At 55.9% G+C, this 14,725-nt stretch carries 11 protein-coding genes; 5 read left to right on the top strand and 6 right to left on the bottom strand.

Annotated elements, in window-relative coordinates; genetic code table 11:
• The first annotated feature begins 39 nt into the window (after nucleotides 1–39).
• Nucleotides 40–2,013: a YjhG/YagF family D-xylonate dehydratase gene (locus CGZ80_RS04480; protein WP_233148230.1), complete on the top strand. Its 1,974-nt coding sequence runs from the start codon at nucleotides 40–42 to the stop codon at nucleotides 2,011–2,013.
• Nucleotides 2,014–2,403: 390 nt separating this feature from the next.
• On the opposite strand, the gene CGZ80_RS04475 is transcribed toward CGZ80_RS04480, so the two are convergent.
• Complete coding sequence (locus CGZ80_RS04475; RefSeq protein WP_233148229.1) at nucleotides 2,404–3,702, bottom strand: glycosyltransferase family 4 protein; 1,299 nt, start codon at nucleotides 3,700–3,702, stop codon at nucleotides 2,404–2,406.
• Between the two features lie 538 nt (nucleotides 3,703–4,240).
• On the opposite strand from CGZ80_RS04475, the gene leuB reads away from it, so the two are divergent.
• The 3 genes from leuB to CGZ80_RS04460 are packed head-to-tail and all read left to right on the top strand — an operon-like array spanning nucleotide 4,241 to nucleotide 7,211.
• A complete protein-coding gene (gene leuB, locus CGZ80_RS04470) occupies nucleotides 4,241–5,317 on the top strand; it encodes a 3-isopropylmalate dehydrogenase (RefSeq protein WP_094411843.1) in 1,077 nt (358 codons plus the stop codon).
• A 32-nt stretch (nucleotides 5,318–5,349) separates the two neighbouring features.
• Nucleotides 5,350–6,432, top strand: a complete 1,083-nt coding sequence (locus CGZ80_RS04465; RefSeq protein WP_233148228.1) for a phosphatidate cytidylyltransferase — start codon at nucleotides 5,350–5,352, stop codon at nucleotides 6,430–6,432.
• Complete coding sequence (locus CGZ80_RS04460) at nucleotides 6,432–7,211, top strand: TatD family hydrolase (protein WP_094411770.1); 780 nt, start codon at nucleotides 6,432–6,434, stop codon at nucleotides 7,209–7,211. The genes CGZ80_RS04465 and CGZ80_RS04460 overlap by 1 nt, the downstream gene beginning before the upstream one ends.
• Before the next feature lie 98 nt (nucleotides 7,212–7,309).
• On the opposite strand, the gene CGZ80_RS04455 is transcribed toward CGZ80_RS04460, so the two are convergent.
• Together CGZ80_RS04455 and CGZ80_RS04450 are read right to left on the bottom strand one after the other, a co-directional pair.
• The gene (locus CGZ80_RS04455; protein ID WP_094411768.1) at nucleotides 7,310–8,158 is read right to left on the bottom strand and encodes an inositol oxygenase family protein; all 849 of its coding nucleotides are present in this window, start codon (nucleotides 8,156–8,158) and stop codon (nucleotides 7,310–7,312) included.
• 182 nt (nucleotides 8,159–8,340) lie between these two features.
• The gene (locus CGZ80_RS04450) at nucleotides 8,341–9,555 is read right to left on the bottom strand and encodes an AI-2E family transporter (RefSeq protein ID WP_094411766.1); all 1,215 of its coding nucleotides are present in this window, start codon (nucleotides 9,553–9,555) and stop codon (nucleotides 8,341–8,343) included.
• 313 nt (nucleotides 9,556–9,868) lie between these two features.
• On the opposite strand from CGZ80_RS04450, the gene CGZ80_RS04440 reads away from it, so the two are divergent.
• Nucleotides 9,869–10,885 carry an SHD1 domain-containing protein gene (locus tag CGZ80_RS04440; protein WP_094411762.1) on the top strand — a complete coding sequence of 339 codons (1,017 nt, stop codon included), beginning with the start codon at nucleotides 9,869–9,871 and terminating at the stop codon, nucleotides 10,883–10,885.
• 416 nt (nucleotides 10,886–11,301) lie between these two features.
• Here CGZ80_RS04440 and CGZ80_RS04435 read toward each other — a convergent pair whose 3' ends face one another.
• From CGZ80_RS04435 to CGZ80_RS04425, 3 genes are all read right to left on the bottom strand, one after another.
• Nucleotides 11,302–11,670: an Hpt domain-containing protein gene (locus tag CGZ80_RS04435; RefSeq protein ID WP_094411760.1), complete on the bottom strand. Its 369-nt coding sequence runs from the start codon at nucleotides 11,668–11,670 to the stop codon at nucleotides 11,302–11,304.
• Nucleotides 11,663–13,285 carry a sigma-54-dependent transcriptional regulator gene (locus CGZ80_RS04430; RefSeq protein WP_094411758.1) on the bottom strand — a complete coding sequence of 541 codons (1,623 nt, stop codon included), beginning with the start codon at nucleotides 13,283–13,285 and terminating at the stop codon, nucleotides 11,663–11,665. Before CGZ80_RS04430 ends, CGZ80_RS04435 begins: the two co-directional genes overlap by 8 nt.
• Nucleotides 13,286–13,386: 101 nt before the next feature.
• Nucleotides 13,387–14,685: a mechanosensitive ion channel family protein gene (locus CGZ80_RS04425; RefSeq protein WP_233148227.1), complete on the bottom strand. Its 1,299-nt coding sequence runs from the start codon at nucleotides 14,683–14,685 to the stop codon at nucleotides 13,387–13,389.
• Nucleotides 14,686–14,725: the final 40 nt, after the last annotated feature.

Below are 14,725 nucleotides of genomic sequence, written 5' to 3'. Positions count from 1 at the left end.
TTTGCCTTTTTCCCATCTTCCCGCCTGGTGATTGCTGACGTGCCCTCCTTCTTTCAGACTCCTGACAACCCCGACGAACTGATCACCCACGCGCCGGGGCCTTCGGGTTCGTTGCCGCTCTCCGATGAGATCTTGCGATCTTGGTCATCCGGTGACTTATTCGGACTGACCCAATCCGTTGGCATGGGATATGACCCGCGACGTGTACTTGGCGATCAGTACTTGATCCTGAGCACTCAAGGCGGACTTCGCGATGAAGACGGCACCGCCACTGCGCTGGGTTACCACACCGGGCACTGGGAAATCGGCTTGCTCGTTCGTGCCGCCGCCGAACAACTGACGACCAAAAAAGCCGTGCCCTTTGCCGCTTACTGCAGCGACCCCTGTGACGGACGAAGCCAAGGCACGCGTGGCATGTTCGATTCGCTACCGTACCGCAACGATGCGGCGATCGTGTTTCGACGACTGATCCGATCGCTTCCACAGCGCAAAGGGGTCATCGGGATTGCGACCTGCGACAAAGGCTTGCCCGCAATGATGATGGCACTCGCGGGCACCAAAGACCTCGCCTGCGTGTTGGTTCCCGGTGGCGTAACGCTGCCCGCGACCGTCGGCGAAGACACCGGGAAAGTCCAGTCGATCGGCGTGCGGTACACACGTGGCGAGATGTCTCTCGAAGAAGCGTCTTTGGAAGGCTGCCGCGCTTGCGGAACTCCCGGCGGCGGATGCCAGTTCCTGGGCACCGCGGCGACCAGCCAAGTCGTCGCCGAAGCACTTGGGATGACGGTTCCACACGCGGCACTGGCACCGAGCGGACTACCGATTTGGACACAAATGGCGCGTGACTCCGCCGATGCGTCAATGCAAATGGTTGCCAACGGCCAGACACTCGCCGATGTGCTGACAGACGACTCGGTGTTCAACGCGATGTTGATCCATGCGGCCGTCGGCGGCAGCACGAACCTGTTGTTACACATTCCCGCAATCGCGGCTGCCGCCGGACTGAAACGCCCCGACGCGGACGCGTTCAGCCGTGTCAATCGCATGGTGCCGCGTTTCGTCGACTGCTTGCCCAACGGCCCCGTCGGTCACCCAACGGTGCGGTTCTTCTTGGCCGGCGGTGTCCCCGAAGTCGCCTGGCACCTCCGTGAAATGGGACTGCTGCGCAGTGAAGCGAAGACAGTCGCCGGGATGACATGGAACGAGATTTTGGATCAGTGGCAAGACAGCGATCGACGCCGTTTTTGTCGTGAGCGGCTGGCCGAATCGGACGGAGTCGATCCCGATGACGTGATCGTTCCGCCAAGCAACGTCGCCACAAAAGGACTGACGCCGACCGTTTGTTTTCCGTTCGGTAATCTCTGTCCCGAAGGCTCGGTGATCAAGGCAACTTCGATCGACCCGACCGTGATCGACGAGGACGACGTCTATCGCAAACGCGGGCCAGCGAGAGTCTTTACGAGCGAGCGTTCGGCAATCGCGGCGGTCAAAGGTCAAACCGAACCGCCGATCAAAGAAGGCGATGTAATCGTGCTGATCGGACGCGGGCCACTGGGATGCGGAATGGAAGAGACGTATCAGATCACGTCGGCGCTGAAGTACCTGTCGTTTGGCAAACACGTCGCGTTGATCACCGATGCAAGGTTCTCTGGTGTCAGCACCGGTGCTTGTATCGGACACGTTGGCCCGGAAGCTTTGGCGGGCGGCCCGATTGCCAAGGTCCGCGATGGCGACGTGATCGCAATTGAAGTCAATCGGCAAACACTCGAAGGCACGGTGAATCTGATCGAATCGGCAGACGGAACGCCGGCGGAACAACTGCTCGCCGAAAGAACGCCGCATCCACAGTTGGCCGTCGAAAAAGACATTCCCGACGACACGCGTTTGTGGGCCGCCTTGCAACAGGTTGGTGGCGGCGCATGGGGTGGCTGCGTGTACGACGTCGACGAAATCGTGGAAACGCTGCGGGCCGGGATGGAAGCTCGGGCAGCGTCTGCAAAACAGCCCAACTAAAGAATTCATTGACTGTCACTTGTGACAAGGCTCCCGCCTTGTCACACACTGTCTTCCAGGCTCCCGCCTGACCAGCAACAACGGCCTCGACCAGCCGCATTGAAACCGGCAGAAGCTGACTGCAAAGACCAAACGCAATCACCTCATTTTACTTGTGACAAGGCTCCCGCCTTGTCACACACTGTCTTTCAGGCTCCCGCCTGACCAGCAACAACTGCCTCAACCAGCCACATTGAAACCGGCAGAAGCTGACTGCAAAGACCAAACGCAATCACCTCACTTGTGACAAGGCTCCCGCCTTGTCACACACTGCCTTTCAGGCTCCCGCCTGACCAGCCACAACTGCCTCAACCAGCCACCTAAAATCCGGCAAAGGCCAAACGCACTCGTCTACTTGGCCGGTTTCTGACTTAACACGTTGCGATAAACAGCCGCGGTACCGGCGGCCATCGCATGATCGGAGAAATCACGCGCGTGACGTTTGAATGCAGCTTTCGACATCTGGTCCCAGTCGTGCCGCCCGGTCACTAGGGCTTCGATTTTGGCTGCCAGCGATGCGGCATCCTTCGGCTCGGCCAGCAAGCCTTCGATACCGTCGGTGATCGCTTCGGGGGTCCCTTCGACGCGAGTTGCGATCACGGGAACGCCAGCCGCCATCGCTTCCAAAACGACCATCGGCAACCCTTCGCCGTAAAGGCTTGGCAATACCATCGCATCGAGCTTGGCGAGTTCAGCGGGGACATCGTTGGTAAAGCCAACACGTTCGATCAGACTGGAGATTTGCAGATGAGCGATTTGGTCGTTGATCACCTCTTCGTATTCGGCCGTTTCGAAAGGGCCGATGATACGGAGCCGAACGTCGACTTGGTCACGCAGTTTTGACAACGCGTCGAGAACGATTTCCAAACCTTTGCGCGGCCGCATCAACGCAACCATTCCGATCGTCCAAGTCCCACCGACCTCGGGCCGATGATCACGTGGCGGACAGATCGCGGGTACGCCGTTGTGCACGACAGTGACGTTCGACTCGTCGGCGCCTTGCCGCATGCATTCCAGACGCAGGCTTTCCGAAACGGTGATCAGATGACTGCAACCGATCAGCGAAACGTTTTCGATGATCGAGTTGATTCGGTTTCCGATCGGATTGGCCGAATCGCGAGCCGCCGGACTGTGGACGTGATAGACCCAGGGGACGCCGGTCAAACAGGACGCCATCGACGCGATCATCGCGGTGCGCGGCGTGTGGGCGTGCAACAGTTGATACTGTTCACGTCGGATCAGTTTGCGGATGTTCCAAACACAACGCCAATCCAACCGGTGTGCCATGGGTGCTTCGTAACAGCATCCCCATTTGCCGTGCTGCTGCAGCAAGATTTCAGCGAATTTACCGGGCTTCAGACAAACGAAATCAGCCTGGACGCCGCACTCGGGCAAACAGCGGCCGAGGTGGGACTGAACACGTTCGGCGCCACTAAAGTGCTCGCCGTTGACGAGGTGCAGCACCTTGACTTGATCGATCGCTTGCTCGACTTCGGAAAAATCGTCGGCGATCGAAGCGGTGCGAGATGCGGAAGGCTGGACGACGATCGGTTCCAGCGTTTGCCCCCACGACGATTTGGGCGTTCCCCAGGTCGATGCACGGGCCATTCCCCACATGGCTGCTTTGGGGGAGGGGTCATGAGAAATCATTTCGACGCGTCCCGGTTAGCGGATTCCAAGAGGGGCAACGGGTGTGTTTAAAGTGACCGTGCAACGCAGCCAAGCGAGTGACGTTTAAATCGGTCGTCTTCACCGCTCGGACGATGGAAAGGCAGCAGGTCGCGCCGATGTTGCGGGCGATCGCGGTTGTACCATCGGTGCCGAGGTGACAACTCCGCGAAGATTCCGCAAATAACGACGTCCTTTCGGCGGGCCCTGACAAACCGGAAAGCCCAGACAATCGAAAAACCGGGCTACCGAAAAAACAGAGTGGGTGGTGGCCAATTCGACAACAACATTACTTTTGCAACGCATGGGCGAACAACTTGGCAAGCACCACTGGGGAAAGGCGAACTCCTGCGTTAAAGTAGCGGATTCCTCGTGCATTACCGCGTCCCCGAAACTTCAAGCTTTCGTTGACACGCGGTACGAGTTGTCGCGTCCTATTGCGTCACCCCAGCAAAAAGACATTCGATCGACAGCAGCACGCCCCCCAAACGAACTTCCCCAACCGCACAAAGCAACCACCTTGAAAGCTTCAATCGTATTGTTGCCGGGCGATGGCATCGGCCCCGAGATTACCGCTCAAGCCCACCGTGTTCTGGAAAAGGTAGCCACCGTTTTTGGTCACGACTTCGAGTTCTCGTCGCATCTGATTGGCGGCATCGCGATCGACGAAACCGGTGATCCGTTGCCACAGGATACGATCGATGCGTGCCGCACTTCGCAAGCGATTTTGTTGGGTGCCGTTGGCGGTCCGAAATGGGATGACCCGAGTGCTAAGACACGCCCCGAAGCCGGCTTGTTGAAGATCCGTAAGGAGCTGGGCCTGTTCGCAAACCTGCGTCCGATCAAGTTGTACGACGAATTGGTCGATTCGTCGCCACTGAAACGCGAGATCATCGAAGGCACCGATATCTTGTTCCTGCGTGAACTGACCGGTGGCATTTACTTTGGTCCATCCGGGCGCAGCGGCAGCGGCGCAGACGAGTCAGCTTCGCAAGCGATGGTTTACTCGGTCAGCGAAGTCGAGCGGATCGTCCGCTTGGCGGCCAAAGCGGCTCAAGGTCGTCGCGGGCAACTGACCAGCGTCGACAAGGCAAATGTTTTGGAACCCAGCCGTCTGTGGCGTCAAGTTGCTGCACGTGTGATGGAAACCGAGTTCCCCGACGTCAAGTATGACGTGGTGTTGGTGGACTCGATGGCGATGCACTTGATCAATCGCCCGAAAGACTTTGACGTTGTCGTGACGGGTAACATGTTCGGCGACATCTTGACCGACGAAGCGTCGATGCTGCCTGGATCACTTGGTATGTTGCCAAGCGCTTCACTGGGAAGCGACGGTCCTGGACTTTATGAACCGATCCACGGTTCGGCACCCGACATCGCCGGCAAAGGGATCGCGAACCCGTTGGCAACGATTTTGGCTGGTGCAATGTTGCTGCGTCACTCGCTGGGCTTGGAAAGCGAAGCAAAAGCCATCGAAACCGCGGTCAGCGGTGTATTGGCGGCCGGATTGCGTACTGCTGATTTGGCGCGTGGCGGCGATTCGATCGGAACGGAAGCGATGGGTGACGCCGTTCTGGAACGCATTCAAGCGTCGTAACGCGCGGGGCCGATCAACTCGGACGGAACAAGATGATCGACAAACTTGGTTTGCTAATTCAAAGTGCTGCGGCGGCGCCGACAAACGGAGACATGTCTTCGGTGGCGGACGCCGCGGTGCGTGTTTGGTTGACCACGCGTTCGCTGATCTTGATCGCGGTGATTTTAACCGCACTTGGAATCGCCTCCCTCGTTGGTTTTTTGCTCGCCCGTCGCGAGACGATGGGCGTTGACGCGGCATTGGTCTCGCGATTCAACCAAAAGCTCCGAGTTTGGTGGTTGATGACGGCGATCTTTGTCGTCGGTTTCTTGCTGCAACGGATTGGCGTGGTCGTCCTCTTTGGCCTCGTCTCGTTTTGGGCACTACGCGAATTTATCACCATGACGCCAACGCGACGTGGTGATCACCGGACGCTGTTCTGGGTGTTCTTCATCTTTACGCCGCTGCAATACACCCTGATTGCTTTCGGCAGCCACCCGCCCAGTTTCGTTCCCCAGAACGATTACTACGGCCTCTACAGCATTATGATTCCGGTATACGCGAGTCTGTTCATTCCTGCTCGTGCCGCAATTGCCGGTGATTACAAACGGTTTCTCGAACGCAGTGCAAAGATCCAGGCAGGCCTGTTGATCTGCGTTTACGCATTAAGTTACGCGCCCGCACTGTTGGACTTGGACTTGGTCCGGACCGGCGGTGAAAAGTGGACCGGCAGCAATGTCAGCTTGCTAATTTTCTTGGTAGTGATCGCACAACTCGCATCAGTGCTGGAACGCGGCTGGAGCAAACTTGCCGGAAAGCATGTGATCGCCGAGCGAATCAACGGCTCGCGAACCTGGGAAGGCGTCTTGGGTTCAATGGTGACAACCGGATTGATCGCCGCGTCACTGTATTGGGCCACGCCGTTTTACCCCTGGGAAGCAGGTGTATTGGCCGCCGTCGTAACAGTGATGGCTTGTGGCGGGGCAATGACGATGAGTGCGATCAAGCGCGACCGTGGCGTGACCGATACCGGCACCCTCGTTCAAGGGCACGCCGGCGTGCTGGACCAGATCGACAGCGTTTGCTTTGCCGCACCCGTCTTTTATCACCTGACTCGATATTTCTTCTCAGCTTGATGACGCTACGACTGTTTGACACCCACGCGCACCTGAACACAGACGCCTTCGATGATTCGGTTCAGGACGTCGTCCAGCGTGCCCGCGACGCGGGTGTCGAAGGCATTATGGTGATCGGCATCGATGCCGAAACCAGTCGTCGTGCGTGTGACCTCGCCGCCGAATACCCAGGCTTTCTGTTTGCCGCTGTCGGCATTCAACCGAACTCGATTGCCGAATCCAAGCCAGATGACTTTGCGGTGATCGAAGAACTCGCCGGCTATCCTGGCGTGCGCGCGATTGGCGAAACAGGCTTGGATTGCTACTGGGACGACACGCCGATCGAGATGCAACACGACTTCTTTGATCGGCACATGGAACTGTGCCGACAAACTTCGTTGCCGATGGTCATCCACATGCGCGAAAGCATCGACCTGATCGTTGCTCAGCTGGACCGTCAAAGCACCGTGCCGCCGGGTATCATGCACTCCTACACGGGCGATTGGGACAACGCGGTCAAGTGCCTCGACCACGGGCTGCACATCAGCTTTGCCGGAATGGTGACATTCAAGAAAAGCGATGACCTTCGCGAAGTGGCCAAAAAGGTCCCACTGGACCGACTGCTGATCGAAACCGATTCGCCATACCTCAGCCCCGAACCGCTGCGTGGCAAGCGCCCCAACGAACCGGCACGTGTGGAGCACACACTACGGTGCCTCGCGCAGGCTCGCGGAATCGCGCCAGAACAGTTGGCTGAAATCACGACAGAGAACGCAAAGAAATTGTTTCAACTGCCTTAGCAGAAGTTGATTTTCCAATCTCGCCTTTCGCTCCGCGAACGTAGCGTTTTCTTCGGCTGCATTCACGGATCAGCAGGCCACTTAGAGACAGGACGGTCCTACCAATTCAGTTCCCCCGGTAGGAATTCGTTGATGAGTTCCATGTAGTAGGGCTTCAGCGCGTTGACGTCGGGACGTTGATCACTCTTGGTGTAAAGATCATACGGGTTGAACTTGTTGACCCACCGGAACATCCGCTGGTCATGATTGCTTAACAAGTGATCGTAGGCCGATTCGCGATGCTGTGGATAGAACGAGTGATACCGGATCATGTACAAGGCTTCCTCGGGCAAGTAATCCTTGACGACGTGATACAGGTATTCGTCATGCCCCCAAGACAACAGCACCCGATCCAAACCGACATTGGGTTCATAGACGCCATACTTGGTGTTGTAGCGTGGGTCATTCGAATCGGGGTTGTCGGCAAAGAACTCGGAAAGCACGATTCGATCAGAAAACTGACATCCAACAGGGAACGTATCGCCGACCACCGCCCATTGTGGCTCATTGAACAGGCACAGGATCTTGCCCAAGTCATGAATCAACCCCGTCAGGATCATCCAGCGTGGATGCCCATCGGCACGAATCCCTTCAGCGGTTTGCATCAAGTGTTCGATTTGCGAAAGGTCCGTATCTGGATCGCTTTCGTCAACCAACTGATTCAAGAACTCCATCGCTTGCCAGACCGTCATCTTGCGGCGGTTGAGGCCTAAGAACTCTTTCCGCTTTTGCGTGACAAAGTCATAGGTTTGAAAGCGGTGGTTTTGACGATAAAACTCGCGAACGCCGGGGCGTGTTTGTTCGCTGTAATCTCGAAACTCTTCAGTCGCCTTGCCTCCCGCAGGATAGCGTGCGGCCAAGTCGTCTTCCCAATCATCCAACGTTTCCAAAGGGCCTTCGGTCTTCATGTGGGGCAAATCCGATGCGGAGCAGGGGAGACAGCTAAGACAATCACCAACGCACTATGATAAGCATCACAGGAGTCCATCGGCGATGCGATTCCGTTGTAGTTTATCAAAACAGTTCACCGGCATTTTCTCGCCACTGTGAGGTATCGTGTCGGTCTGGCGGAATGTCTGCCGATCAACGACTAGCCGTTCCTGTCTCCTAACACATCTTCGATGTACGCCATCTTGATGATCGTCGACCCGGCAGCCAAGACAGGCGACGCGATCACGGCACCCAAGAACCCCAGGGCGACGGCCAAAAATGCTTGGAACGCAATCAGTAGCGCCGGTGGCATCGCGACTTGCTTCTGCTGAATCAACGGCGTGATCACATAGCTTTCCAAGAGCTGCAACCCGACGTAGCCGACCGAAACCAAGATTGCGGGCGTGGTGCCTTCCGGCAAGGCCATCAACAGCGACAAGCCGAACGCGACGGCAGCACCAATATTGGGAACGAAGGTTAATAACGCCGTCAAGATTCCAATCGTGGTTGCCATTGGGATCCCTAACACGGTCAGCAGCAAGAACGCGCCAAATCCAGTGATCGCCATCGTTGCGAGGCGCCCCAGCACCCATCGCCACAGCGTATGCACCGTTTCCGATGTGACTTCGGACACTCGCTGGCGATGACGGATTGGGAACAGCCGAATAAACCCTTCACGATACGTCGACGGCGAACTGGCCAAGAACACCCCCACAAAGAAGATCAGCAAACTATTGACGAAGAAACCGAGCGTAGTTTGAAAGAGTCGGCCAACAGCTTTTGCCGCGTTTTGGACCGGGGACTGCCAACCGTTCGACAGCTTGCCTGAATCGGAATTCGAATCGGACGATCGATCATCTTGCCCACTTTTACCGGTTGGCTCGGACGCTTGATCGCTCTCGTTCTTCGCTTGGTCACTGCGGTTCTTACCGCCTTCCGTTTGAGTCGACGAGTCTGTCCCCGTGTCGTTTGACTCCGACTCTTTCCCTTTGATGAACTCGCTCAGTACCGGCGTGGAGACCAACATCGATTGAACGGTCGGATAGCCATGCACTGTGTCCAGCAATCGATCAACGCCCTGATCAAGCGTTTTGGCCATCCGGTCGACTTGGCTTTGCGCTTGGACAAAAAAGATGGCCCCGCCGATTGTCAGCAGCACCAATAGCGACGTTACCACGATCGCTAGTGACCAACCTTCGGGAAGACGCAATGTTCTCGACACCGCATCGCGGCTGAACTTTAAAAAGATCCCAAAGATCAACCCTAGGAACAGAATCATCAAAACGTCGTAGGCAAGCACCAATGAAACCGCGATTGCGGCGACCACTAAGATCACGATGTAAAAACTGAGTGTCGGTGCGACTTTTTCGTTCATTGATGGGATTCAAGCTGAGGTGATGTCGTTTGTCCTTCGCAGCCCAAAGGGGGTTTAGCAACACGCTGCGTTATCCCCCAAGGCCTGAACTCTCCACAGTGCATCCGCTATGCCATTGTGAAAGTGTCACCATTCAAGAGCAGAATTGGCGATCGAAAGGCAACCAGCCTGACCGAAACGACACCACTTGACGCTCGTCTAAAGACGCCATCGAAAGAACGTTTTACTGGCAATTGGCACCCGTTTTGCGATTGGAAAGAAACGACATTGGAGCCCCAAAGCCAAGTTCACCCTTTCACACAAAAATGATCCCATGATGAACCCTTACAAACGATCTTTAGCGATCGCTGCGTTTGCCTTACCCTCAGTCTTTTCACCCGCGTTGCTCCAAGCGAGACAGTGGAGCGACCAATCCGGCGAGTACAAAGTTGATGCAGACCTCGTCGCCTCCGACGCAAAGCAAGTCGTGTTGCGAACCGCCGAAGACGGATTGCTGGTTTTTCAGATCGACCAGCTTTCCAAACAAGACCAAGCGTTCTTGGCCGACTCGCAAGCGAAGGCCAACATGGCTGCTTCTAAAGCGGTTGATACAGAAACCTCAACGGAACCATCGAATGAAAAAATCCCGCTCCCCTCGACCGATTCGAGTTGGCGATTGATTGACGGACACGCGATTAACGGTCGCTTACTGGGCTTTGGAACGCAGACGTTGATACTGAAACGGCGTGATGCTGAGGTCATGGTCAACAATATTCCGCTGAAAGAACTGCCGCGTGCCTATGCGGTGATCTTGCCAACGGTGATTCAGCAGATCGACAACGTGAAAATCAAAACGCCGGCCGACCTGGAAGATCATTTAATCGATCTTGGGACCGGCCCACTCGAATATGACGTTCGAGGTATCCAACTAGCGCTACCAGACGGTGGGAAGATCACGATCCCGCCAGAGATACTCGTTAGCGAGGACGCCGCGGCAATTCGCCCGGGTTACGATCGCTGGGTTGCAGCCCAAGCCGATACAGTCGATGAAAGTTCGCGTGACAGCACTGGGCAGTTCGAACGTTTGATGCTGGATAGCTATGGCCGAATGGCATCGAATGCGACGCAATCCAACGTCGTGTTAAACAAAGCACGTTTGATGGATCTACAGTTGCAAGCAGCGACCGCAGGCGTCACCGACATTTGGCAAGTCGGACTCATTCCGCGTGTCGCGTATCGGTACCCGACGACTGTCGTCGTTTACGGGCAGAACAGCCAAGCAGCGAGAATCGCCGCCGCAGCGAAATATCCAGGTTGGCAAGTCGGCCCGATTCGAAAGCTGAGTTATTAAGGCAATCGCAAGTCGCAGAGGCGGCAACCACGCCGCCGCAATCGGTCCATGCGACATCACATTAGCCGCATCGCGCTAGTGACGGTTCCGTTGCGGTCGGGGATAAGTTGACGCCGAAGAATTCAATGCCCGTCGGGAACCGTGGCTAGCGCCATTCGGCTGATAAGACACTTAGAACCGCAATTCTGCGTTTGCTTCAAACGGTTCGTGCGACTCCCCTTAGCCGCATCGCGCTAGCGACGGTTCCGTTGCGGCCAGCGACAAGTCACCGCCGAAGAGTTCAATGCCGGCCAGAATCTTGGTTAGCGCCGACCGGCTGAGAAGACATCCAGAAACGCAATTCTGCGTTCGCTTTAAACGGTTCGTGCAACGTCGCTTTGGCCGCATCACCAGCGACGGTTCACAAAACCGATGCGCTAGGCATTCGAATCGGCTTGATCGCACAACACCTGGATCTCTTCGATCAGATTGTTGATACGAGGCAGTTCCTTATCGAACATCGCTTTGCACTCGTCCAAATTGCCGCGGCGCGACATGGCGAGCATCTCTTGGATCTCGATCACCACGCCTTCTGTTTCATACGTGCTAAGCATGCCTTTGAGCTTGTGTAACGACGACGATGCTTTCGCACAGTCGCCTTCTTCAAGCTCATTCTGAATGCGTGCGATCACATCGGGACAGTCCGGTAGAGTGACCGCCGCCATTTCACACAACAGTTCAAAATCTCCGTCGAGACGTTTGAGTGCGCCTGCGAAGCGCTCCTTTACTGCAAGATGTTCATTCACCGATTCTTACTCCACTCTCGAGTCGGATATCGTAACTGGCGATACGGTCACGAAGCTTCCCGCGAGTGATTCCGAGAATAGCCGCCGCCTTACTTTGGTTGCCTTCAGTTTCGCGGAGGACTCGCAGTAGCAAATAGCGTTCCGCATATGCGATTACCTCCGAATACATGTCCGTTGACTTCTCTTCGAACAGATTGTCGACCAGGGCGGGCAAGCCCAGTCCATTGGGTTCATCCGCGTCCGAATCGTCCGGTGCGAAAGGCACCAATTCGGGATTTTGTGCATGAATCCCCGATGTTCCGCCACCCCCAACGGCTGGCATCACGCTCGCTGCGGAATCGGAATCGAGTGTGTTTGCCGCAAGGGCCGTCGAACCACCAGACTCAAGCATTGGTTCGCCAGCAGTTCCTGCCGCGTGTGACTGCCCATTCTTACTCGCCAATTCTTCTTTGATGACCTTCGGAAGAACCTCAGGCACCAAAACGGGGAGGGCCGAATCGAGTACACAGCGACGGACCACGGCTCGCAACTGGCGGACGTTCCCAGGCCAGGAATAGCCCTTCAGCATCTCGACCGTTTCCGGTGACGCGCCTTCCAAGTCAGGTTTGTTGAATTCGACTTTCGCTTGGCTCAGGAAGTGCTGAATCAGCATCGGAATGTCGCTGGGGCGTTCCCGAAGCGGCGGCAGGTAAATCGTCACTGCGTTCAATCGATACAGCAAGTCTTCGCGGAACGTCGACTCCGCCACCATCTCTTCCAATGGTCGGTTGGTCGCGGCAACAATCCGCACGTCCGTCTTCAGTTCGTTATTGCCACCGATGCGTTCAAACCGTTGGTCCTGCAAAACTCGCAACACCTTGGCCTGAACGATCGACGCCATGTCGCCGATTTCGTCAAGAAACAAGGTGCCTTTGTTGCACTGTTCGAACTTACCGATCCGACGCGAATCGGCGCCAGTGAACGCGCCTTTTTCATAGCCGAACAGCTCGCTTTCGAGCAGCGTATCGGGCAAGGCCGCACAGTTGACGGCCAAGAATGGTCCGTCGGCGCGATGGCTGTACTGGAACAATGCGCGAGCGACCAATTCCTTACCTGTACCGCTTTCGCCACGGACGAGGACAGGAACGTTTTGTTTACTGACACGGCCGATCGCTTTAAAGACTTCCAGCATCGGGCTGCTGCGGCCAATAAACAGCTCGCCGGATTCCTTGGCAAGCTCCTCGTCGGCAACGATCGCGACTGGAACGGATGCCAATTCGCGCTGCTCGATCGCACGAGAAATCAGACTCCGCAGTGCAGACACCGACAATGGCTTGGCGACATAGTCGAACGCACCGAGCTGCATCGCCTCAATTGCGGTTCCACTGGCGGCTTCAACGGTCATGAAAATGACGGGCAACCGGCGATCTTTCTCGCGGATTTCACAGTACAGAGCCAGTCCGTTGCGATCCGGCAGCATGATGTCCAACAAGACAGCGTCAAACTTCTGTCGATTGATAAGATCGAGACCTTCATCAGCGGTCTCGGCGGTGACGATATCAGCGATCCCGTCGAGCGCTTTTCTGGTCAACAGAAAAACTGACGGGTCATCGTCAATTACAAGTACGGTGGGCATTCGTGTCTATCATTGGTATGGGGAGCGTCGTTGCCGATCAAACCCTGGTTTTTTGCTTACTAAAACAGGCATTCCTGTAGCGATCAATTCTTCATCTGCTTTTAACTCGGTCCATTGTGATGATTGGATGTCGCTACGTCGACGGGGACGGCGTTTTCGGGGTTATTTCCCCCCTGAATCGCTAGCGGAACGGAGTCCGCGAAGGTCAGGGTGCGATACGGGAACGGAATTTCGATACCTTCACGGTCAAGTGCCGACTTGATGGCCGAAACGACCTCGTCACGACTCCGCCTTACCTCGCCGGGTGTCGACCCTGTCCACCAAGCGACTTCAAAATTGATACTGGAATCCGCAAATTCCTTCGCGAAGACCTCAACCAAGCGATCACCGTCGACGGTCAAACAGTGGCGAACTGCCTCGGCGATGACGTCCCGCGACCGATCAACGTCCTCGCCATAAGCTACCCCACAGATCAGGCGAACGCGGCGATGATGTTTATCCGTCAACACGTCGACCGTGTTCTTAAACAACGTTGCATTGGGCACCACCGACAGTTCTCCATCGAGACGTCGAATCATGGTGTTGCGGATCGTGATTTCTTCGACCTGACCGACAAGGTCATCACTCGAGATGAAATCTCCCATGTCGAACGGGTAACGCCACAAGATCAAGATTCCTGCAAAGAAGTTTTCGAAGATGTCTTTGAATGCGAAACCGATCGCCACTGACCCGACACCAAGCAACGTTAACGCTCTTGTGGGCGTCATGCCGGGAAACACAACGACGGCAGTGACGAGCAAGCCGGCAATCCAAACAGCAATCGTGACCAATTGGAAAATCAAGTCACGTAGACTGGTGCGAATACGCGACTGCTTCTCGAACAGCTTGGTTAACCCCCAAGCGACGACCTTTGACATCAGGGCGGTCAGAAAGATCGTGAAAACTCCGGCAATCAACAGCGGTGTTCGCCGTAAAAAATCGGTCCACAATCCGCCGAGGCTGCGTGAGATCACGTGCCAGTTTTCGGCGAAGTCGATCTCGTTTTCGATTTCATATTCTTCATCAACCACCACCACACCTTCCGTGCGTTCGGCGAGCCGAATCCCCCAATCCGCATCCTCTTGCGACGTGAAGTGGCCACCGAGTGCGACAACACCGCTTTCGACCGAAACGCTGACATCTTCAAAGTCTTCGCGAGCTTGAAAGATCGATTGCAGACGGTCTTCGATGGCACGATCACTCACAACCGAATCCACCAATACTGGAGTAGTCGGTTCTGATTGATCGGCGTCGACATCGGCCGATGCGTCATCCGCTGATCCCGATCCTGACAACGGATCTGCTGCCGAAACCGCAATCATTGGCTGCAGCAAAAACAGGACGATCAGCAAACGAAACAACTTAGAGCCTTTGGACAAAACGAAAAGAGATGGAAAAACG

Origin of the sequence: Rhodopirellula sp. MGV (assembly GCF_002251265.1) — a bacterium.
Taxonomy (GTDB): Bacteria; Planctomycetota; Planctomycetia; order Pirellulales; family Pirellulaceae; genus Stieleria; species Stieleria baltica_A.
The sequence above is the reverse complement of the archived record's forward strand: the minus strand, read 5'-3'. Positions and strand labels throughout refer to the sequence as shown.

Coding starts and splice junctions, on each gene's coding strand:
- CGZ80_RS04450 (WP_094411766.1), bottom strand. CDS start 9,555: ATGAACGAAAAAGTCGCACCGACACTCAGTTTTTACATCGTGATCTTA.
- CGZ80_RS04440 (WP_094411762.1), top strand. CDS start 9,869: ATGATGAACCCTTACAAACGATCTTTAGCGATCGCTGCGTTTGCCTTA.
- CGZ80_RS04475 (WP_233148229.1), bottom strand. CDS start 3,702: ATGATTTCTCATGACCCCTCCCCCAAAGCAGCCATGTGGGGAATGGCC.
- CGZ80_RS04460 (WP_094411770.1), top strand. CDS start 6,432: ATGACGCTACGACTGTTTGACACCCACGCGCACCTGAACACAGACGCC.
- CGZ80_RS04465 (WP_233148228.1), top strand. CDS start 5,350: ATGATCGACAAACTTGGTTTGCTAATTCAAAGTGCTGCGGCGGCGCCG.
- CGZ80_RS04430 (WP_094411758.1), bottom strand. CDS start 13,285: ATGCCCACCGTACTTGTAATTGACGATGACCCGTCAGTTTTTCTGTTG.
- CGZ80_RS04455 (WP_094411768.1), bottom strand. CDS start 8,158: ATGAAGACCGAAGGCCCTTTGGAAACGTTGGATGATTGGGAAGACGAC.